At 35.7% G+C, this 22,323-nt stretch carries 21 protein-coding genes; 6 read left to right on the forward strand and 15 right to left on the reverse strand.

Annotated features, from left to right (window positions below):
* Position 1 precedes the first annotated feature (1 nt).
* The 4 genes from IC610_RS06150 to tpx all read right to left on the reverse strand — a co-directional run bounded on the left by IC610_RS06150 (position 2) and on the right by tpx (position 5,432).
* Positions 2–586: an HD domain-containing protein gene (locus tag IC610_RS06150; RefSeq protein WP_191735681.1), complete on the reverse strand. Its 585-nt coding sequence runs from the start codon at positions 584–586 to the stop codon at positions 2–4.
* A 237-nt stretch (positions 587–823) separates the two neighbouring features.
* Positions 824–2,827: an adenylate/guanylate cyclase domain-containing protein gene (locus IC610_RS06155; RefSeq protein WP_191735682.1), complete on the reverse strand. Its 2,004-nt coding sequence runs from the start codon at positions 2,825–2,827 to the stop codon at positions 824–826.
* Positions 2,828–2,840: 13 nt separating this feature from the next.
* On the reverse strand, positions 2,841–4,841 hold the full coding sequence (locus tag IC610_RS06160) for an adenylate/guanylate cyclase domain-containing protein (protein ID WP_191735683.1): 2,001 nt from the start codon (positions 4,839–4,841) through the stop codon (positions 2,841–2,843).
* Between the two features lie 93 nt (positions 4,842–4,934).
* Positions 4,935–5,432, reverse strand: a complete 498-nt coding sequence (gene tpx, locus IC610_RS06165; RefSeq protein WP_056081055.1) for a thiol peroxidase — start codon at positions 5,430–5,432, stop codon at positions 4,935–4,937.
* A gap of 203 nt (positions 5,433–5,635) precedes the next feature.
* On the opposite strand from tpx, the gene IC610_RS06170 reads away from it, so the two are divergent.
* Both IC610_RS06170 and IC610_RS06175 read left to right on the forward strand, forming a co-directional pair.
* Positions 5,636–7,264: an NADP-dependent glyceraldehyde-3-phosphate dehydrogenase gene (locus IC610_RS06170; protein WP_191735684.1), complete on the forward strand. Its 1,629-nt coding sequence runs from the start codon at positions 5,636–5,638 to the stop codon at positions 7,262–7,264.
* Positions 7,265–7,479: 215 nt separating this feature from the next.
* Positions 7,480–7,890, forward strand: a complete 411-nt coding sequence (locus IC610_RS06175; RefSeq protein WP_191735685.1) for a VOC family protein — start codon at positions 7,480–7,482, stop codon at positions 7,888–7,890.
* Between the two features lie 62 nt (positions 7,891–7,952).
* On the opposite strand, the gene IC610_RS06180 is transcribed toward IC610_RS06175, so the two are convergent.
* Entirely contained in the window at positions 7,953–8,783 is an 831-nt protein-coding gene (locus IC610_RS06180; protein ID WP_191735686.1) for an alpha/beta fold hydrolase, read from the reverse strand.
* A 142-nt stretch (positions 8,784–8,925) separates the two neighbouring features.
* On the opposite strand from IC610_RS06180, the gene IC610_RS06185 reads away from it, so the two are divergent.
* Positions 8,926–9,414, forward strand: coding sequence for an RNA polymerase sigma factor (locus IC610_RS06185; RefSeq protein ID WP_191735687.1), 489 nt, complete (start codon positions 8,926–8,928; stop codon positions 9,412–9,414).
* A 71-nt stretch (positions 9,415–9,485) separates the two neighbouring features.
* A complete protein-coding gene (locus IC610_RS06190; protein ID WP_191735688.1) occupies positions 9,486–10,076 on the forward strand; it encodes a hypothetical protein in 591 nt (196 codons plus the stop codon).
* Between the two features lie 75 nt (positions 10,077–10,151).
* Here IC610_RS06190 and IC610_RS06195 read toward each other — a convergent pair whose 3' ends face one another.
* A complete protein-coding gene (locus IC610_RS06195) occupies positions 10,152–11,687 on the reverse strand; it encodes a S41 family peptidase (RefSeq protein ID WP_191735689.1) in 1,536 nt (511 codons plus the stop codon).
* A gap of 128 nt (positions 11,688–11,815) precedes the next feature.
* Here IC610_RS06195 and IC610_RS06200 point away from each other — a divergent pair, with 128 nt between their 5' ends.
* The gene (locus IC610_RS06200; protein ID WP_191735690.1) at positions 11,816–12,907 is read left to right on the forward strand and encodes an MBL fold metallo-hydrolase; all 1,092 of its coding nucleotides are present in this window, start codon (positions 11,816–11,818) and stop codon (positions 12,905–12,907) included.
* Position 12,908: 1 nt separating this feature from the next.
* Here the strand turns inward: IC610_RS06200 and IC610_RS06205 are convergent, their stop codons facing one another.
* Positions 12,909–13,196, reverse strand: coding sequence for a GNAT family N-acetyltransferase (locus tag IC610_RS06205; protein ID WP_191735691.1), 288 nt, complete (start codon positions 13,194–13,196; stop codon positions 12,909–12,911).
* A gap of 113 nt (positions 13,197–13,309) precedes the next feature.
* Positions 13,310–14,602: a hemolysin family protein gene (locus tag IC610_RS06210; protein ID WP_191735692.1), complete on the reverse strand. Its 1,293-nt coding sequence runs from the start codon at positions 14,600–14,602 to the stop codon at positions 13,310–13,312.
* A gap of 159 nt (positions 14,603–14,761) precedes the next feature.
* On the opposite strand from IC610_RS06210, the gene IC610_RS06215 reads away from it, so the two are divergent.
* The gene (locus tag IC610_RS06215) at positions 14,762–15,946 is read left to right on the forward strand and encodes an MFS transporter (protein ID WP_228462856.1); all 1,185 of its coding nucleotides are present in this window, start codon (positions 14,762–14,764) and stop codon (positions 15,944–15,946) included.
* A 59-nt stretch (positions 15,947–16,005) separates the two neighbouring features.
* Here IC610_RS06215 and IC610_RS06220 read toward each other — a convergent pair whose 3' ends face one another.
* The 7 genes from IC610_RS06220 to IC610_RS06250 form a co-directional block, all read right to left on the reverse strand.
* Complete coding sequence (locus tag IC610_RS06220; RefSeq protein ID WP_056081084.1) at positions 16,006–16,245, reverse strand: hypothetical protein; 240 nt, start codon at positions 16,243–16,245, stop codon at positions 16,006–16,008.
* Positions 16,246–16,283: 38 nt separating this feature from the next.
* Positions 16,284–17,600: a hypothetical protein gene (locus IC610_RS06225; RefSeq protein WP_191735694.1), complete on the reverse strand. Its 1,317-nt coding sequence runs from the start codon at positions 17,598–17,600 to the stop codon at positions 16,284–16,286.
* A gap of 102 nt (positions 17,601–17,702) precedes the next feature.
* A complete protein-coding gene (locus IC610_RS06230; protein ID WP_185113738.1) occupies positions 17,703–18,593 on the reverse strand; it encodes a 3-hydroxybutyryl-CoA dehydrogenase in 891 nt (296 codons plus the stop codon).
* Entirely contained in the window at positions 18,593–19,027 is a 435-nt protein-coding gene (locus tag IC610_RS06235) for a hypothetical protein (protein WP_191735695.1), read from the reverse strand. Before IC610_RS06235 ends, IC610_RS06230 begins: the two co-directional genes overlap by 1 nt.
* Before the next feature lie 31 nt (positions 19,028–19,058).
* The gene (gene bla-A, locus IC610_RS06240; RefSeq protein ID WP_191735696.1) at positions 19,059–19,937 is read right to left on the reverse strand and encodes a CGA/CIA family class A beta-lactamase; all 879 of its coding nucleotides are present in this window, start codon (positions 19,935–19,937) and stop codon (positions 19,059–19,061) included.
* Positions 19,938–20,314: 377 nt separating this feature from the next.
* Positions 20,315–21,076 (reverse strand): hypothetical protein, encoded by a 762-nt coding sequence (locus IC610_RS06245; protein WP_191735697.1) that lies wholly within the window; start codon positions 21,074–21,076, stop codon positions 20,315–20,317.
* Positions 21,077–21,118: 42 nt separating this feature from the next.
* Complete coding sequence (locus IC610_RS06250; protein ID WP_191735698.1) at positions 21,119–22,081, reverse strand: Gfo/Idh/MocA family protein; 963 nt, start codon at positions 22,079–22,081, stop codon at positions 21,119–21,121.
* Between the last annotated feature and the right edge of the window lie 242 nt (positions 22,082–22,323).

The following is a 22,323-nucleotide window of genomic DNA, read 5'->3' on the forward strand; positions in this document are numbered from 1 at the left end:
ATCAGTAGTTTTTTAGTTTTGTTTTGATGATATTCAGGTTGTCCTGTTTTTTCTGATTTCGGCTGTTGATGGCTGTTTCCGTGAAGTAATGGTGACTTTCGAGGAATTTTTCCTGCAAAAGATTCCAGTCGCGCTCAGAGTTCACGATTCCGAACATAGAAAGTTCTTCAAATAACTTATCTCCAATCACAAAGAAATCGTCTCTGCCCAGGTAATCCAGGTCAGCGTCAGCTAAGATTTGCTCCAAATGATTATGCGGCGTCTGCGGGATTTTTGTCGCCATAATCATTCCTTTGATTTTTTCGGTCTGCGCTTCTGAATATCCGTAATCTGAAAGGTATTCTTCAGCAATTTCACATGATTTTGCTTCATGCTCTTTCGAACCATACAAAAATCCAGTGTCGTGAAATAGTGCTGCTGTTTTAAGCAAAACCAAATCTTCATCATTTACGTTTTCTGATTTGGCAATTTTTCCGACAGAATCGATCACGTCTTTCACGTGCATAACGCTGTGATAAGACAGATGCTCAGGGAGATTTTCCTTGAGACGTTTTAATATTATTGTATTTAATTTTTCGTATTCCATATTTAAAATAGAAAATGTGTTTATAATTTTTAACCACAAAAGTCACAAAAGCTTGTGGTTTAATTTTAAAGCTCAAATTGTTACTTTGAAAAGTGCAAAAAAGGCAAAACTGAATCCTTAATATCCTTTATTCGTTTTCTCACAAAATAGAATAATTTTTCTAATAAACTTCTGTGTCTTTGACTTCGTCGAATCTACGATTTGTGGTTTTTAAATTTCTCTAATTTTTGATTGTGGTTAATCCTTTTTAGTTTCCAATGCAAAATACATGTCCATATCGCCTTTTCCTTTGGTATGAATTTTACCTCTGTATTCACAGTTGATGTTTTCTTTTACCAATTGATAGGTTGATTCTGAAATGTTTATTTTTCCTTTCTCACTGTTCTGTTCCATTCTCGCAGCGGTGTTCACAGTATCGCCCCAAATATCGTATGCGAATTTTTTCACGCCGACAATTCCTGCAATCAAAGATCCTGAATTGATTCCAACTCTGATATCCAATGCTTCAGGATGTGTCTTTTTTCTTTCTTCAATGAATTCAATGATATCCAAAGCTACCAAAACCGTTTGGTAAGCATGATTTTCATTTTTAATGGGAAGTCCGCAAACCGCGAGATACGCATCACCAATTGTTTTAATTTTTTCCAGACCATGTTTTTCCATAATCATATCGAATGCGGTAAAACATTCGTTAAGCTCAACCAACATTTTCTCGGCGCCCATTTTCTCTGAACTCTGCGTAAAATTAACAAAATCAGTAAATAAAACTGTGACTTCATCATAATATTTAGCCTCTGAACTTCCGTTTTCTTTTAATTCTTCAGCTACTTCATGAGGAAGAATATTGAGAAGTAAATTTTCTGTTTTCTGCTTTTCATTCTGTAATTCAAATGTTCTTTCATCCACCTGTTTTTCAAGCAAATCATTCTGATCCTGAAGAATCTGCTGTTTTTCCTGTTCCTGTTTTAAATTGATATCAGAAAGTCGGTTTACTTCATCGAGCTGTTTTACAAGACTTAAATTGGTGGAGGCAAACTGCCAGGCCAAGTAAGCTGAAATTGAAAGTGGAAAACTCGCAAAAATCAGGACAGCTACAATGATTCCGACCGTGTCTCCCAACATGATCTCAGGGATTGCAACATTTAAGGATTCTAAAATATTAAGGATGATGGTGAGAATAATGATACCAAAAAAAGTAAGAATTCCTCCGCCAACAATAAATGCGGATTTCTCTTTTCTTATCATTGCTCTGATAATCAGGTACAGAGACTCAAACCATACAAAAATGATATAAAAACTGACAAAACTTATAGCTGTTTTTGCACTGAAATAATAAACAGTCAGAATTATTGCAGCAGTAATCAACAGAATTTTCAGCCGCAGTTTACTTCTTCCAAAAAGGGTGTTGATGAAGCCTGTAAGTGAAGCCCCGAAAGCTAAGATTGAAAGAAATGAAAGAAAGCCGAAGGTATCTACATCAGCAGGATCAGTCATTTGGTAGAATGAAAGAACCATGTAGCTCAACAGGCCAATTGAAAAATTATATATTGAAAAATAAAGGTTATAAACAGCTTTTCTGTAAAACAAAAAGAGTAAAAGATGAATAAAGCCAAGCGCGGAAAAAACACCACAGATCAGCATTGTGATAAAATTAAAACCCTCCGTCATTTCCACCATATCAACCATAAACTCGTTGGCTGAATTTAAATTGATATTCAGTGTGGTTCTTCTGAAGTTAATTGCCATTTTGTCGGCGTTGATATTGGGTAGGAACCGAATGGCCAATACGTTGACCTCTGTATTGTCCAAAGAAAAAAGTTCAGGTACTTTATTATTCATTTTAAAGCTCCTTGTTTTTTCATCTCCGATCTTTCCGATGCTTTCGATCTTTCTACCATTCAGATAAATTTCTGACGCTCCATTTTGACCAATATCAAAACATAAAGGTTTATTTAAAGTCGCTGAGTCGATTTTAAAATAATAGCGAATCCAGTAAACCTGATCCTTTTTGTACGATTTTTTAGAGCTGAAGTCCACATGAGTCCACGCCGAATCGTCGAAATCCGAAGCGGAGAATGTTGGATTATCATCCGCTAAAAACTTTGCTGCCTCGTCGATCGATACACCTTCTGTAATTTCTTTTACGTTAAAAATCTTTGGTTTCTCACGGGAATTCTGAGCAAAGCAGAACGTCTGCACACAAAGCAGAAAAAGGAATGTAAAGAATAGATGTTTTTTCAAAATTTTTCACAGTTTAGTTTGACGAATTTACAAAAAACATATCCATTGCGCCCTTTCCTTTAGTTTCTATTTTTCCGCGGTATTCAAAAGTAAAATCATCTTTAATTAAATTATAAGTTGCTTCAGAAACATTTAATTTTCCTAAAGAACTGTTCTGCTCCATTCTGGCAGCTGTATTGACGGTGTCTCCCCAAATATCGTAAGCAAATTTTTTCACTCCTACAATTCCTGCAATCACAGGACCTGAGTGAATTCCTATTCTGATATCCAAAGCATTTGGGTTAATTTTTTTTCTTTCCTGTATATATGAAAGGATTTCAAGACCTGCATTGACAGCGTTTTTTGCATGTTGTTCGTTAGAAACCGGCAGGCCACTTACAGCAAGATAGGCATCGCCGATGGTTTTTATTTTTTCTAAACCATATTTCTCCATGATGCTGTCGAATTCTGTAAAACAAACATTCAGTTCATCCAAAACTTCCTGAACACCAATTCTTTCTGAGTTCATTGTGAAATTTACGAAGTCTGTGAATAAAACAGAAACCAAATCATAATGCCGGGCATCTGTTTTCCCTTTCTGCTTGAGTTCTTCAGCAACTTCGTGAGGCAGAATATTAAGAAGAAGATCGTCAGATTTTTTCTTTTCTGCATTGATTTCTTTGGTGCGTTCGTACACCTGCGTTTCTAATATTTCATTCTGTGTTTCAAGAATCTGTTGTTTTTCCGACGATAATGTTTCAACCTGTTCCATTTTCAACTGAAGATTTTTTTTATCATTCGAACTACGCCACGCCAAAAATGCAGAAAATGTGAATGGAAGACTGAAAATAAACATGATGAATAGTATAAAACCCAACATTTCACCAAAACTGTTGCCTGCATTTACAGATAAAACTCCATCTGAAAGAATTAGGTAGATTACCGAACCAAAAAGAACAGTGAAGAAAAACAGCAGTCCAAATCCTAAAATTCCGGATCCGGGAATTTTTTTAATGATTGCCCGGGCAATAAGAAACAGAGCTTCAAGACAAACCAAAAGAACAACAATGATAAATATTTGCTGATCTACATTTTTACCAATTTTGGAGAAGGTCATCAGGAATAGCGTAATGACAGATAACGCAGCCAAAAATTTAAATCTCATTCCTATTTTTCCGAAGAGATTATTGAGCATGACACTTAAAAAAACGGCAGCAAACAAACCCGATACAGAACTTATCAGACCAAGTCTCACACCACTTTCTACATTTTCTGCTTCATACGATAAAAACCATGCAAATAGAAACATCGACATCCCGAAATTGAACATTGAAAAATAAAGGTTCGAACGTTCTTTTCTGTAAAATAAAAATGAGAGAAGATGAATTAAAAATAATGTGAAAAATATAAAAGCTAGACCTTCAAGAAAAAAACTTCTTGTAACACTGTCGTCCAACATTTCTTTAACCGTATGATTGGGATTTGACAGCGTAATTTCAAAACCAAAAATTTCCTGCTCATCTGAAGGTCTGCTGTTTTCGTACCTGATTGCAATGGAATGAGTTCCGGCATTTCCACTGCTGATCATCAAAGGCTTTGTAGGATTTACATATTCCGGTTCTCCTTCTTTGGCAAACGTGCCGTAACGTTTAACCAGTTTTCCGTCCCAAAAAATATCCATCGCTGCTTCACTCCGGAACTCCAGAGCTAACGGTTGATTTTCAGCGCTTGAATCTATGCAGATTGCAGTTCTGAACCAAATAATATCTTTCGGATTTTTCTTCTGAATTTTTGAATGTTCAAATTTTTCGGTAGAAGTACTTTCCCATTTAGAGTCGTCAAACCCTGATTTTGCCCAGTTTTTATCGTCTCCTATAATGAATTTCCATGGTTTTTCAAGATTAATATTATGATTTTCTGTAAAGAAATTTTCTTTTATAACAACATTACATGAACTGTTGCCTGTTTTTTGCGCATCGAAAAACGCCGAAATCAGAATGAGAACGAATAAACAAATGTTTTTTGTGTGTTTCATGGAAATAATATCTTCAGTGAGAATATTGACTGCAAGATATTAAAAAAAGCACATCAAATTGATGTGCTTCCCTGTATTTTGATATAATTTATCTTATTTTAAAGACGCAATAGCTGCCTCATAATTAGGCTCCTGTCCTATTTCCGGAACCTGTTCCGTGTAAATTACGTTTGTTTTTTCATCCAAAACTACAACAGCTCTGCTCAAAAGTCCTTTCATAGGAGAATCTGTAAGCGTAACTCCGTAATCTTCGCCGAAATTTCCTCTGAAATCTGATAAAGTTTCAACATTATTCAATCCTTCAGCAGCACAGAATCTTGATAGAGCGAATGGCAAATCTCTGGAAACATTGATAACAACTGTGTTTTCAAGATCTGAAGCCTCTTCGTTGAATTTTCTTGCTGAAGCTGCACAGATTCCTGTATCGATGCTTGGGAAGATGTTTAAAACAACTCTTTTTCCTGTATAATCTGCAAGATGTTTTTCAGACAGATCTCCTGAAACCATGGTGAATTCCTGAGCTGTATTTCCTACTTCAGGAAGCGTTCCTATTGTGTTGATCGGGTTTCCTTTAAATGTAATTGTAGACATAAATTTTATTTTTTTAATGTTCCTTCAAATTTAGTCAAATCATCAAATATTTTCTCCTGATTAAAGGTTAAAAAATTCTTAAAGTACAGGATATTGAGCCCCCTTTAAATATAAACCAAATCAATTAAAGATGACCTTTTAAAATCAAAAAATTCCCACTAACTTTATTCTTTCAAATCCAAAACTATCAAAATCAAAAATTTATGAATTCAGAAAATGCATCATCATTCGGACAGATTTTTAAAAGTGAAAACGATATTCCGGAAGAATTTAAAATGGAAGAAATCCATCAGAGAGAATATCTCCTTAACGGTGAACTTGTACCCTGGAATGGTGAAACTACAGAGATTTATTCGCCGGTCTGCATCCGCACAGAAAACGGTTTGCAGAGAAAACTTTTGGGAAGCATTCCCAATATAGGTGTAAAAGAAGCGATGGAAGTTCTTGATGCTTCTGTAAAAGCCTATGACAACGGCTTTGGCGAATGGCCAACAATGACTGTAGAAGGAAGAATAAAATGTATGCAGAAATTTGTTTATCTGATGATTAAACAACGCGGTCTCATCATAAAATTACTGATGTGGGAAATCGGAAAAACGCTGACTGACTCTACGAAGGAATTCGACAGAACGGTAGATTACATCAATCAAACCATAGATGCCCTCAAGGATCTCGACCGTGAATCTTCCCGTTTCCAACAGGCGGAAGGTACGATTGCACAGATCAGAAGAGCTCCGCTTGGCGTGGTTTTAAGCATGGGACCCTTTAACTATCCTTTAAACGAAATTTTCACCACGCTGATCCCTGCATTAATTATGGGAAATACTATTTTGTTTAAACTTCCCAAGCATGGTGTCCTGACGCATTACCCTTTATTAAGTGCTTTTAAAGAGGCATTCCCGAAAGGAACTGTCAATACTCTGTACGGAAAGGGTTCAGAAATTATCACTCCGATTATGGAAAGCGGAAAAGTGAACGTTCTCGCATTTATCGGTTCCAGTAAAGTAGCCAACGGACTGAAAAAACTGCACCCGAAAGTCAACAGATTGCGTGCGATTTTAAGTTTGGATGCAAAAAATGCAGCGATTGTTACCAAAAATGCTGACGTCGATGTCGCTGTAACTGAATGTCTATTAGGATCATTATCTTTTAACGGACAGAGATGTACGGCTTTAAAATTAATTTTTGTTCAGAAAGAAATTGCTGAAGAATTTACTCAAAAACTGAGCAAGGCTGTGAGTGAAATGAAACCCGGTTTACCTTGGGAAAAAGATGTAAAAATCACTCCGCTTCCGGAAACCAACAAACCTTCATACCTGAAAGAATGCATTGATGATGCTGAGGCAAAAGGCGCAAAAGTTTTGAATGAAAATGGTGGTTTTACCGATGAATCATTCGTTTTTCCGGCAGTTGTTTATCCTGTAAATTCTGATATGAAACTCTATCATGAAGAACAGTTCGGACCGGTAATTCCTGTGGTGCCGTTTGAAAATATTGATGAACCGGTGGAATATCAGGTCAACGCTTCTCACGGAATGCAGGTGAGTATTTTCAGCGAAGATCCTCTGGAAGTTTCAAAACTGATTGATTCTTTTGTCAATCTTGTAAGTCGTGTCAACATCAACTGTCAGGCTCAGCGTGGTCCGGATGTTTTCCCTTTCACGGGTAGAAAAGACAGTGCGGAGGGAACGCTTTCTGTTTTTGATGCTTTGCGTTCTTTTTCAATCCGCTCACTGGTGGCTGCAAAAGCTACAGATTCCAACAAAAATCTTCTGAATACGATTGTGAGAGATCATGATTCTAATTTTCTGAGTACAGATTATCTTTTTTAATTTAGATTATAATTGACCACAGAGTTCATAGAGATTATTTTAAAATTTTGGTATTGTTTCACAGAGGCGTTTCACTGAAATAAGCCAGTAATTTTTTTAAAGTCACGGTAACTTTTATACGTTTTAGCGGCTTTGTAAAACTAAAACAGGTTGAATATTTAAAACTTAGTGAACTTTGTGTTCATAATTCCAAAAAGATCAAAATACAAAATATTATGAAATTTAAACAGATCTGGGCCAATTTCGCCGTAGAAAATATTGAAAGAACAGAAAAATTTTACCGTCATTTAGGATTGGAACGTAACGGTTCGCCATCAGAATCAGGACCTGAGATGACGAGTTTTAAGTTTGGAGAATCTGATTTTGTGATCCACTTTTTCAAAAAAGACCAACTTGAATTTGCCATGAACGGAAAAGTGGCTGATTCTGAAAATGGTAATGAAATAATTTTCTCAATTTCAGCTGAGAGTGAAGATGAAGTTAATCTGTGGGCGCAAAAAGTACTGGAAGCAGGAGGAAAAATTCACAAAGAGGCAAAAAGACAGGAAGACGGATATTATTACTGCGTTTTTGCTGATCCTGACGGCCATAAATTTAATGTTCTTCGTGTAGTAAAAGGAATGTAAAATCTTTACAAAATAATTCGGGCGGCCAGAAGTGGCCGCCCGAATCGCTGATATATAAATGTCTAATTTGAAGTCAAAAATCTTCTGAGAATTTCATTTAATTTGTCTGCATGAGTAACATTCAGACCGTGCGGTGCACCTTCAATTACAATAAACTCGCTGTTGGCAATTCCTGTAGCAGCCTGTCTTGCGGAAGTTTCAATCGGTACAACCTGATCATCATCACCATGAACAATCAATGTTTTTTTATCAACATTTGCCAATTCTGAACGGAAATCTGTATCTGCCCAGGCTTCGGCTGTTTTTATGGTTGCCAGTGGCGATGCCTGTGAGGAAGTCTGCCAGTCGTAATCTAACTGTTTCTGACTTACTGTCTGAGAAAGCAATCCGTAGTTGTAAAAGTTTTTGTGGAAAGTTTCAAGGAAAGTAACTCTTTCTTTTTTCAGACTTTCTAAAATTCCATTTAAATCATCAACTGGAACACCGTCTGGATTATCATTTTTCTGTTTCACCAAAGGAATAATTGATGCAATCAAAGCCACTTTGTCAATGTTTTCTGAACCGAAATTGGTGAAATATCTCACCACTTCGCCTCCACCCATGGAGAAGCCCATTAAAATAACATTTTTCAGTTCCAGTTGAGTGATCAACTCGTTCAAATCTGCAGTTAGTGCGTTGTAATCGTATAAATCTCCTGTAGGTAAAGATTTCCCGAAACCTCTCCTGTCGTAAGTTATCACTCTGTAACCCAAATCGGTAAGTGTAGGAATCTGAAGTTCCCAGCTTCTTCCGCTCAACGGCCATCCGTGAATCAGTACAATCGGTTGTCCGGAACCGAAATCTTCGTAATACAGGTTAAAATCTTTGTCATTTTCTTTTGTGATGTAAGGCATAATTTGAATATTTTAAATTTGATGTTGATTTTCAGAAAACAAATACCAAGCCATCGAAAAATAATATGGAACTAAAAAAACTGATGTTTCACTGTAACATTTTATTTCAATACGTACTAACTTATCAGAGTTAACAGCAACCATGAGCTTCGAAAAAGAATTTTTAGAACGTATCGAAAAACATAAAGGAATCATTTTTAAGATTTCGAAAATGTACATGGACGATTCTGACGACCGCGCAGATCTTTTTCAGGAAATTATATTTCAGGTGTGGAAGGCTTATCCGAAATTCCGTGGCGAGTCTGAATTTTCAACGTGGCTTTATAGAATTGCCTTGAACACGGCAATTGTGTTTTTAAAATCAGAAAAGAAAAGAAGTTTTATTGGAAATGAGGATTTTTCAAATTATAAAATTATTCAGGACGAATACGACCTAGAAAATGAAGAAAAACTCAGCAAAATGTACACAGCAATCAGTCAGCTGAATGCTATCGACAAAGCTTTTATTTTTTATTATCTCGAAGATTTTTCCGGAAAGCAGATTGCCGACCAGATGGGAATTTCAGAAGGAAATGTAAGGGTAAAAATGAACAGAGCGAAGAATAAATTAAAAGAAATTTTATCCAATTAGTTTCGGGATGCGGGATGTGGGTTACGCAAAGAATCTCAAAAATCGAAACTTTTAACTAATAAAGAAGTATTATGAATATCGACGACCTTAAAGATACGTGGAACAGAGAAAACCTTGAAGCCACACCCGAAATAAGCACCGAGCAGAGAAAATCGATGAACCTTCCTTTGGAAAAGATGCGTAAAAATATGCGTGGAGAATTCTGGTCTACCGTTGGAATTTTCGTTTTTGCTTTTGCTTTGATGGCGGTGAGTCCGGCTCCTTTTAAATTTAATTTTTACGTCAATTTGCTGCTTGTATCAATGCTTTTTGTAACCGTTTTTTATTTCAGCAAGTTTTTTAAACTGTATAAGGAAATGGGAAATCCCGCACTCAACACTTACGACGGACTGAAGGATCTTCTGCATCAGCTTGAGCTTAACAAACAGTATTACATGTCATTTTACGTCGCATTTGCACCGTTTATTGTCTGTGAAATGATTATTGTTTTAGAGTTCATCCCAAGAGCGGTTCCTTTAAGCAATATCAAAATTGCTTCAATATCAATTGGCACCTTAGTGGCAGGAATTTTTGCTTTATTTTATCTTGGAAAATGGTGGTTTCAAAGATTTTACGGCAAAAATATCGACATCATAAAAAATTTAGTGAATGACTTAAAATAAATAAAATAAAATCGGCAACCCTCATGGATCGCCGATTTTTTTTATTTCAAGCTCGCCAAAGAATTAACCTCAATCTCAAATGCCTGCTTTCTCTTTCTCAATCTCAGCTTTCACCCATTCCAGCTGTGGATCTTCTTTATTCAAGGTACTTTCAAAAGAATTTAAAATTTCAACGTTTGGAGTAACGCCTTTTTTCGTATTTGTGAAATCAATATTGGGCTGTATAAAAAGTACACCGATCGGAAGCTGAAGTTTGGAATTGGGTAAACTTTGGTAAGAATAGAATCCCGCAACCGTTCCATCGTTTGCACCACCTGTTTCTTCGCCCACCAAAATCGCGCGCTTGTCATTTTTAAGTTTAGAAGTGATTATTGATGATGCTGAAAAACTTCCGCCATTAATCAAAACATATACTTTCCCTTGAAAAGCAGTTTCTTTAGGCTTTGTTTCCTTGCTGTGTTTCATGCTGTAGTATGCTTTTCCGTCCTTGCCTTTTTTTCCTACGAAAAGCTGTCTGGTAAAAATAAACGGTGCCATAATCCCTTTAACAAGATAACCGATCGGACTGGTTTTTCTGAAATAATTGGTCTTCAGCGGACTGTATTTTGAAGTCATTTCAGGTTTATTGACCAGCTTAAAAGGCTCTTTAGCCAAATAAGAATACAGATTATTGATTTCTGAAAGTGAACCGCCGTAGTTTTCACGAACATCAATCACCAGATGCGTTGCTTTTTTATCTTTAATTTTCTGAAAAGTTTCCCTGTAAAACCGTTCTGAATATGATTTGGAAAAACTCTTCACTTTAATGTAAGCAATCGTGCTGTCCTGATCTAAATATTTAAAACTTCTGTTGTAGGAATCTGTTGCTGCAACATAATCATTGGTGCGTTTTTCTGTATTTCCTTTTTTCTGTGCCTTGTCTTTCTCTTTGTCGGCTTCAGATTTAGATTCTCTGGTAAGATTTACGGTTTTGATGACATCTTCATATTTCGTTTCGATTTTTGCGCTGTCTAAAAAACCGTTTTCAGCAGAATAATAATTAAAAAAACTGTCTTTCAGATAGTAAGGATAGAACGTTGAATTATATCCGTCACTCGTCATCAGTTTTCTGTATTTCTTCATAAATTTTTCAACAGGAACATCATTAATAGCAAGAATTTCCGTCCCCGGAAGAATATTTTCAATGGAATCTTTATTAGTTAACACATAGAGTTTTTGATTTTCGACATAATAATCAAGTCTGCCAAACAATCCTTTTTTATTTTTCATCGTCCGGATTTCTTTGCCGGAATATCTCTTACCCGGAATTCTCACTGCCAAATGCCCTTCTCTGATATCTGCAACAGCGGGCTGAATTTTAAAATAAAAATCTACAGGAGAAAGTGAATCTGTAATACTCAGTTTCAGGCTGTCGAATTTTTTGTTTAAATCTTTTTCAGAGACGTACCAAAACAGGTTCGGATGAAGTTCTTTCAGCTTTTTATAAGCGTAATCTACATCTTGTTTAAGTTTCTCAGGAGGAAGTTTGGTTTCCCGCTGACGGTTGTATTTCTGAACAGAATTGCAGGAAAATATGATGGTAAGAAGAGCCAGTAAAGAGAGTTTTTTCAATTGTAAAAGTTTTTAGGATCTAAAAATAAAAAAGTTTTCACAAAAAATTATGGCAAATAAAAAGTAATTTGATTTTTAAACCGTTATTAAAGGTAGATTTGATTTTTTTAACCGTTTAATTTTAAATTATGCTCTATTTATTGATTCTGATTTTAGCAATTGCAGGATTTGCCTATTACGTTTTATCGCAGGAAGTTTTCGGTGCAAAGCCTGAAGGAAAGCGACTGGAGAAAATGCTGTTGTCAAAAAATTACAAAAACGGACAGTTTCAAAATTTGAGCATAACACCCCAACTTGCAGATGGCCAAAGTATGCCGAAAGTGATGTTTAACTTTCTCTTCGGTACAAAAAATCCAGATCTGAAACCCAAAATCAATATTCCGTTTGTAGAAACTGATCTGAAAAATTTGAGTAAAGATGAAAATGTTTTTATCTGGTTTGGGCACTCATCATACTTTATACAGTTGAATGGTGTAAAGTTTCTTGTGGATCCTGTCTTCAGTAAATTCGGTTCGCCCTTTAAGTTTTTCAATAAAGTATTTAATGGTTCAGATTTTTATACTTCTGATCTGATGCCGGAAATTGATTATCTTATTATCACACATGATCACTACGATCATCTGGATTATCCGACCGTAAAAAGTTTAAAAAACAAAGTAAAACAGGTTATTCTTCCGCTGGGCGTAGGTTCGCATCTTGAAAAATGGGGTTACAGTGAAGAACAGCTTTTGGAGGAAGACTGGGGCGGCAGTTTTGTTCTGAAAAACAATCTACAGATTACATTTACACCTGCACGACATTTTTCAGGACGAAAATTCAGCAGAAACAATACCCTGTGGTCATCGTTTGTCCTTCAAAGTTCAGATAAGAAACTATTTTTAGGCGGAGACAGCGGCTACGACAGCCATTTTAAAATGATTGGTGAAAAATACGGACCTTTTGATTTTGCCATCCTTGAAAACGGGCAGTATAACGAAGCCTGGAAGTATATTCATGCTTTGCCGGAAGATGTTATTCAGGCTTCGGAAGATTTGAAGGCGCAGAAAATAATTCCTGTACACTCAGCAAAATTTGCTTTGGCGTTACATGCCTGGAATGAGCCTTTAAAGAAAGTTTCAGCATTTGCACAGGAAAAAAATCTGTCGGTTCTCACACCGAAAATCGGACAGATTTTAAATTTAGATAAAGAAAACAACCCTTTCGAAAAGTGGTGGGAATAGGCTAATCATGCCAAATCCCCTTATATCTTTTTGGATGGTTTTCGAGCTGCTGTCTCACGAAATCACACTCAGGATCAATCATATAATCTTTTTCTTCGGCAAAGCGCACAAGCTCGTCAAGCAGTAATTTAGCATAACCCTGACCTTCACGCTCGGGGTTTATTTTTGTGTAATAAACATTGATGAGCCTTCCGTCTACGGCAATTGACATGTAACCAACTTTCTCGCCGTCTTTAAACATTTGAAGTTCATCCTGATATTCTGATATTTTGAACTGTACATTATCCATAATTTCTGATATTTTTAATTAGACTTCATTTATTTTTTCAAAATAATTTCAACTTTGATTTCCTTAAAATTACAAAATTTAAATTAAAACTAAACTTTTTAAAAACAAAAAAACTAAATATCCTCCGGTGTTTCCTCAATTTTTGTTGCCAGAATTTTATCTACACGGTTGCCGTCTTTGTCGACAATTTCAAGGCTGAGATTACCCACTCTTATAACATCACCCGTCTTGGGAATACCTTCAGATTCATTAAAAAACAAACCGGAAACACTGATAAACTGAGTTTCAATTTCTTCATCCACTTCGGTTTCAAAATATTTTTTAAAATCATAAATGGTGCATTTGCCGTCTATCAGCCACGAATTTTCACTGCGCTGAATAATTTCCGGTTCGGTGTCCATTTCATGTGTGACGGTTCCTACCAAATCGTCCAGAATATCATTTAAAGTTACAATTCCTTTGGTGTTTCCGAATTCATCAATCACGACTGCAATATGAGATTTTGAATCCTGAAAACTCTGCAAGAGAGGATAAATAAAAGAATTTTCACTTACAAAAATAGTTTTGTTCACATGATCTGCAAGCGCAAATCCGTCATCACAAAAATCAAAAAGATCTTTCATCTTCACAATTCCTACAATCTGATCGATATTGCCATTTTCCGTAACCGGATAGGTGGAAAATGAGGCGTTTTTAATTTTCTGTTTTACAGTGTTGCAGTCATCCAGCAAATCCAGAGCAATAATTTTCGTCCGGTGCGTCACAATTGAATTTACCTTTCTGTTTCCCAGATCAAAGGCATTTCTGAGGATGTCGTGTTCTTTATCTTCAATCACTCCGCCTTCACTCCCTTCTTTTATTAACGATTTAATTTCCTCTTCGGTAATGGTCTCCTTCTGATCATTATAGATACCGAAAATTTTCAGGAAGAAATTGTTAGTGACCGTCAGAAGCCAGACAAAAGGAGAAGCGATGGCAGAAAGCAAGTACATTGGTTTCGCAATGAACATTGAAATTTTTTCAGGAAATTTAAGCCCGAGACGTTTTGGAATCAGCTCGCCAAAAACGATGGAAATAAAAGTAATGATGAAGACAACCAGAAAAGAGGCTATACCATGCACATAATCTGCGCTGATTCTGAAATGTAAAATCTGTTTTTCAAGATCAGCAATCAGTTTATCTCCGGAAAAGATACCGATGAGAATTCCGGTTAAAGTGATTCCAATCTGAACGGTTGAAAGAAATTTATTTGGATTTCCGGCAAGCCTTAATGCGGTTTTAGCATTTGAAAAGCCTCTTTTGGAAGCCGTTTCAAGTTTATATTTTTTGGAAGAGACCAATGCCATTTCCGACATTGAAAAAATTCCGTTGACAATAATCAACGCAATGATGATGAAAATTTCCATATTCTAAAGTGAGGTGTTTTATAAAAGTACAAAAACTAAAGAAAAAAGGATGCCCTTTATGATTGAAATTAAAAATATAATGTTTAATAATTATTCATCTTCACCACCGTGCAGTATCAGAAAAAAAATCGGAATTTTGAGCCCGTAAAAACAATGCTGATGCTTACAGAGAAAAACAAATTTATTGCGACAGTTCTGGCCTTCGCGGTAATTCCCATGTCTGGTCTTGCGACCGATATTTATTTACCTAGTATGCCGAGCATGGCGAGAGATCTCCATCTTCCCGAAAGTAGCATCCAGCTTACACTTTCACTTTTTCTGATCAGCTACGGCGTGACGCAGTTTTTTGCAGGAAGCGTTGTAGATTCTTTCGGTCGGTACAGAATTACACTTATTTCGCTTGCTCTTTTTGTGATCTCGTTTCTGATTACGGCTAATACAGGAAATATTTATGTGATTTACGCGATGAGAATTCTTCAGGGTGTACTTTCCGGTTTCGCGGTGGTTGCCAAAAGAGCTTTTTTTGTGGACGTATATGAAGGTGATGAGCGGAAACATTATCTCAGCATCATGACGATTGTATGGTCTGTAGGCCCCATCATTGCTCCGTTTATCGGTGGTTATCTGCAGAGTATTTTCGGCTGGGAATCCAATTTTTATGTACTGGCGGGTTACAGTTTTATCCTTTTGATCTCTGAATATTTTTTCTCCGGTGAAACTTTAAAAATGAAAAAAGTTTTAAGTTTAAATCTGCTGAAAAAAGAATACAGCATGATGTTCAGAGCCAAAGATTTCTTCTATGGAATGCTGATGTGCGGCCTGAGTTATTCGATGATTATGTTTTTTAATCTGTGTGGTTCCTTCATCATCGAGCACAAAATGGGATATTCTGAAGTGGTTGCCGGTTACGTTTCACTGATTTTAGGTTTTGCCTGGATGCTTGGTGGCTTTATCGGTAAAGCGCTGATCAACAAAGCGTTTTTACCCAAGCTTAGGATTGCCAATTTTCTACAGATCGCTTTAATTGGAATGATGATTTTAGCATCCTTTTTTCTGAACAACATCTACAGTCTCGTTGCTTTTGCATTTGTAATTCATGTGACGGCAGGATTTATCTTTAATAATTATTTCTCGTACTGCATCGGGAGATTTCCCAATTCTGCGGGAATTGCAGGCGGTCTCACAGGCGGAATGGCTTTCATCATCACTTCCGCCATCAGCTACGGAATTGTCGCCATCCTGAAACCTGAAGTTCAGCTCGACGTTGCAGAAGGTTATCTGGTGATGGGTATTTTGGGGCTTTTGGTTTTAACATTGATTCAGTTCAGAAAGGCACATATTTGATTTCTGAGCATAAAAAAAGCTGCCAACAGGCAGCTGTAATATTTTTTGTGGAGTTGTTCTTATTCTTCCTCTTCTTCGTCGTACTTAGCCAACTCTTCGTCGCACCATTTGAACGCAGCTTCTACAACCTTAGTCGCTTCATCTGCCATCGATTCTTCATCATCGCCTTCCAAATCATCTAACCACTCAACCTCTTCTTCTTCAACGTTTAAGATAAATCTTGGATACTCTGTATGAACCACGAATAAATCTTCTGGAAATTCCGAATTGTCTGCTAATAAAAACTTTGGTAATTTCATTTTTTGTAATGTTTTAACTTTAATCAAAGATAATAAAATTATTGAAACTTATTCTTTCTGATCTTAATTTTTTCTAAAACTTTATGTTGTGTTAACGTTGTTTTTTTCAGCGTGTCTTCTGCCTTGGAGGTGAGATCAATATCCGAATTTACGGTACTTATGAGCTCAGCAATCTGTACTTCATCAAGTTTTTCAACATCTTTCACATAAAACAGCAGTCTTGTATTTTCAAGTTTTTCCTGTTTCAGAAACCGAGTAATTTCTTTTCGGTTTTCAAGATAATCTCCTTTGGAAAGCCAGGTAAACAAACCACCAGACATTATACTCAAAAATCCCAAAGCATAAGTTTTAATATTAAATATTTCAAATAATTTTTTAAAATAAACCAGCCAGATCGGATATGAAAAAGGAGCCAACAAACGATAATCAAGCGGTGTAATCCAATAAAAATATTGTATAAAAAATGAACATATAATACCGCTAGTACCGATTAATAAGAGAAAAATTTCAGTTTCAGAATGTCTTTTAGTAAAAAACAGATAAAGCATTAACAAAATATTTACAGCCCCAATTCCATAAATGGCGAAATTAATTTTTCCTCCACCAGGATCTGCTATATGAATGAAAGGATTAAAAGAAGTCGCAAGTCCCTGAAAAAACTCCGGCAGTAATTTGGACGTTGGATTGAGCCCGATTTCTAAGGCTTCATTAATATAATTTGAGTTAAAGTAATCTATAAACAAAAATTTATATCCGATGATAAAAACAAGACCAATAAATGCTGAAACAATAAAGGTTTTCGCATAATTTCTCTTCCAGAAAATCAATCCGAAAAGTCCGGTTCCTCCAATAAAAAACAAAGAACTGTATCTGATATTATACAAAGTAATCAGCGATATTGACAAGTAAAAAACGGCTTTTCCGCCAGAAATTTTTCCGTTTATAATCTGATGTGCACAATAAAAAAAGAGGAATACAAACGGCAAAATCAGTGCTTCACTCATTGTGAAGGAAAAGATAGAAAGGAAACTGAAGAGTGAGGAAATCACCACCGTTTCCCTGAAAAAAAATTTCTTTTTCCACGCAAACAATATGATGAAGAGAAACGAAACAATTCCGACAATTTTACTCGCCCAGAATTCATCAGTTCCAAAAAGCGTAAAAAACCTGATGGATAAAGGATAACCTAGTGGCGTAGTCGTATTATCCATTTCCGGCAAAACATGGGCAAACCGCATATACCGGATCGAATCTGGGTTCACCCTGCCCTTCTCGTTCAGTAAAAAACGCAAAATGGTCATCACTAAAGTAATGATGACCATTGATATCTGAACATTTCTTTCCTTAAAATTCATGAGATGTGAAATTAGTGAATTTTGCTATGCAAGTCAATTTTCTTCGAAGTGAATTTATAATAATGCTAAAATTCACATTTGACTTATTCACAATTCACTTTCTTACTTCGCAAACATTTTCGCCACTTTCTCAGCTTTTTTGCTTTCAGAATAATCATAAAAACCTTCACCTGATTTCACTCCTAATTTCCCTGCCATCACCATGTTTACCAATAAAGGATTTGGTGCATATTTAGGATTTTTGAAGCCGTCGTACATTACATTTAAAATTGCCAGACAAACATCAAGTCCAATAAAATCTGCCAACTGAAGCGGTCCCATCGGATGAGCCATTCCAAGTTTCATCACCGTATCAATTTCTTCAACGCCCGCAACGCCGTTGTACAAAGTTTCGATAGATTCGTTGATCATAGGCATCAAAATTCTGTTCGCCACAAAACCTGGATAATCGTTTACCTCAACAGGTACTTTTCCTAAAGTTTTGCTCATTTCGTAGATAGAATCAAAAGTTTCTTTAGAAGTAGAATACCCTTTAATGATCTCTACCAGTTTCATAATCGGAACCGGATTCATAAAGTGCATCCCAATTACTTTGTCTGCTCTTTTTGTAGCGGCAGCAATTTTAGTAATAGAAATAGAAGAAGTGTTTGTAGACAAAATGCAGTTTTCGGGAGCGAATTCGTCCATCTGAGCGAAGATTTTCAGCTTCAGATCCTGATTTTCAGTTGCGGCTTCCACTACAAGATCAGCATCAGTTACAGCGTTTTTTAACTCCGTAAAAGTTGTAATATTTCCTAAAGTTTCAGCCTTTTGGTCTTCCGTAAGATTTCCTTTTGCAATAATTCTGTCAAGATTGGTGGTTATCGTTTTTAAACCTTTATCTAAAGCATCCTGAGAAACATCTACAAGATTTACTTTGAAACCGCTTTGAGCGAAAGTGTGTGCAATACCGTTCCCCATGGTTCCTGCACCGATAACTACAATGTTTTTGATCATTTTATTTTCTGTTTTGTTATAACTGTTTTGTTACTTAAAGTTGTATTTGGCAAGGCCGACAAGTCTTTTTTCGAAACCATCGAACTTCCCATAAAATCTACTGTTCCGTCGCTACCGCCTTTTGCAGTATTCTGTGCATTGATCGCCGCTTCAAGACCTGAAATAAATTTCCTTTTATTTGATTTTGAAAGCGCATCCAGTCCTACAAAAAGTTTGAACTCACCTTCTCTTCCCAAACCGGTCTGTTTAAAAATTTCAACCGTTTTGCTTTTATTATTACCCTGAAATTTCTGAATATAGTCGCGCACCGGCTTTTCAGAGGGAGGTCCACAGCAGATGCTGTTGTAGCTGATCTGATAATAGTTTTCACTTTTCTGTGCAAAGAAAATTGCTGATGTGAAAATACCGAATATGAATAATACCTTTTTCATTTTTGAAGTTTTTAAAATTAAGCTTAAAATTTTACTTATTAAAATAATCCCAGACAACTTTAGAAATATCTGAAATCATTTTACAGTTAACGTCACTGCTTTCTGTTGAGTTGCTGACGAATACAGCTATTGCATAATGTCTGCCATTGGGTAAAGTTACCACCGCGATTTCATTTTCTGCGCCTGTAAGACCGTCATTATTCTTTCCGGAAGCTCCCGTTTTTCTCGCTACAGGCGTATTTTTCGGAAGCTGCTCTATTAATTTATTTTTTCCTGTGGATGTGGAGAGCATTACTTTCATCAGATAATCTGTAGATTTTTCTGAAAGCAATTTGCCGTCATAGAATTTTTTTAAAGCATCTGTCGCAGCGTTTGCAGTAGAATAATTTTTATACTGAACATTCCAGTCTTTATGCATTTCTGCTTCACCGGATATTATCTGAAAATTCTTCACACCTTTAGAATCAAAAAATTGCTGCACTGTTTTCGGACCGCCCAAAAGCCCGAGCAGAATATCGCAACCGCTATTGTCGCTTTGTGCTACGGTCATTTCCAAAATCTCACTTAAAGGAACTTCCACTCCACCATCTGGATATTTATCCCGCAAAGGCGACCACGTTTTTTGCATTAAATTATCTTTCGTCAGTAAAACTTTCTGATCAAGAGACAGTTTTCCTTTATCCACATAATCCAAGATTGCTGCAGCAATGTGAAATTTAAAAACACTCTGCATCGGCAGTTTTTTTTCTGCGTTTTTACTGTATTTAAAGCCATTTTCAAAGCCCAGAACAGAAATTCCGACCGTTGCTTTTTTACCTTTAATGATTGAATTTATTTTCTTGTCTAAAACAGATTGCTGAGCACAGAAAAATGCGGAAATCAGGAGGAAAAACAGGCTTATTTTTTTCATAATTTTTCAATTAAAACAAATCCCTTTTAATTTTAAAAGAGATTTGCAATTTAAGATTTTTTACTATTTCAATTCAAAATAATTGAAATTCACCCCATCATTTTCAAAAATGATTCTGATTTTATTTTCTCCTTTTTTTTAACGCTAAGCCTTTTACATAAGCGGTTTTCCAGTTTTCATTTCCGCCCGTTGAGTCTAAAATAACTTTGGATAACAATTTTCCTGAACCATCTTCACTTTCTATTATTAGGGAAGTTTACTGTAGAATCTTGGATTGCAAAAAATATATTTAAAATTTAGTTGAATGGAATTATATGCAGTTAAAATTTCAGTTTGTCCCGTCATAAAAAAACGAGCAAAAACTCGTTCTAAATCTTTTATTTAATTTCCAAACTTTCAATCTTATTCGCAAAGCTTAATTCTGAAATCATTCTTATTGAAGATTCTAAATAATCCATGTCTTTCGTAAAATCCTTTTCTTTAAAATTCATTATATCAAGTTGAAAGTCAAGCATAATCATATTCTCTGTAAATTCGGAAACATAAACATTTCTATTTTTTTTGAAGATATTCTCAATAATTTTCGACTCTTTTAAATCTAAAATATTCTTTAAATTAAATTTTACAATTACATCCGGATAATATTTAGCTATAATAATATATTTAAGATTATTTACTTCGCTAAAAACCTTCTCTGTAGAAATTGCTTTCTTCAACTCATCAAAAGGAAAATCTTTACACCATTCAAATTCTATTTTTTTATCTGACAAATCGGTGTTTTGTATTTTCTCCAAGTTGGAAAAATCTTTAGAAGTCCAGCAAATTGAAACTGGAAAGAGCTGTTCTGTCCCAACTATCAAGACATTAACTGTAATAAAGACATAGCCATCAGAAATACCTCGGTCTATCGGTAAAAGACCAATAATTAGTTTTACAGGATTTTCAACTTTTCGATCTAGATTATTAATATTGTAAAGTTTGTCTTTTAACTGTTTAGACATTTCACTTCTAAAACTAGATGAAAAATCATAACTACCAACATAGGTTATCCAATCATCGTGCATCAAATTATTACTGCCACCTTGCGCTCCTAAATTCATAAATAAAAAGATAAGAAATACTGTAAATATATTTTTCATCAAAAATTTGTAGTTATTTTACAATTAAATCTGTGGGGAAAATCAAGAAATCAACTCCATTATCTCCAGCGCCACTTTTAATGCCTCTGTTCCGTCCTCCAGAGAAACTTCTACGTTTTTCCCCTGAAGAATGGCGTCTGCAAACGAATTCAGTTCATCCAAAATGGCATTGTTGGACTGAATATTTGGATATTCAAATAAAATCTGATTCTTTTCACCTTCCGCATTTTCAATAATCATATCAAAAGGTGTCGGGTTTTCCGGAGCTTCTTTCATCCGGATAACTTCGGCTTTTTTCTCTAAGAAATCAACGGAAATGTAAGCATCTTTTTGGAAGAAACGGCTTTTTCGCATGGCTTTCATAGAAATTCTTGAAGTCGTTAAATTAGCCACACAACCGTTTTCAAATTCAATTCTTGCATTCGTGATATCCGGACTTTTACTTACCACGCAAACACCGCTTGCGTGAATATTTTTCACTTTAGATTTCACAACGCTCAATAAAATATCAAGATCGTGAATCATTAAATCCAGAACCACAGAAACATCGGTTCCACGGGGATTAAACTCAGCCAGACGGTGAATTTCAATAAACATCGGATCCTGAATGAATTCTTTTGCCCCAATGAATGCAGGATTATACCTTTCCACATGACCTACCTGAGCCTTGATACCGTTTTCACTGCATTTTCTCACAATTTCCTCAGCCTGTTCCAACGTTTGAGTCACCGGTTTTTCGATGAAGAAATGAAGACCTTTTTCAATAGCTTTCAAAGCATAATCATAGTGGTAAAGGGTCGGCGTCACAATGTCCAACATCTCTATCCGATCCAGCAACTCATCAAAATTTTCAAAATATCTGTATCCGAATTCTGCTTCGAGTTTCCTGCCGTTTTCGGCATCCTTATCGTGAAAACCAACAAATTCATATTTATCTGACTGATTGAGAAGTCTCAAATGGATCTTTCCTAAATGGCCTGCACCCACCAAACCTGCTTTTAACATAGTTGTATTAAATTTTTGTAAATATAATTTTTTAATTTGAAAAAAATCATTTGAGATTTGAGGTTTGAAGTTTGAGATTTGAGATTCGAGATGCGGGATTCGGGGTTTGGGATTCGAGGTGTTAGGTTTTGAATTTGAGATTTACTAACAATTCACATCAAACTGATGCTTAGAATATTGAAAATTGCAGCATGAAAAGTGATGGATTTCCCACGAAAATTTTAAGGCAAAATTTTAAATCT

The organism is Chryseobacterium caseinilyticum (genome assembly GCF_014837145.1).
Taxonomy (GTDB): Bacteria; Bacteroidota; Bacteroidia; order Flavobacteriales; family Weeksellaceae; genus Chryseobacterium; species Chryseobacterium caseinilyticum.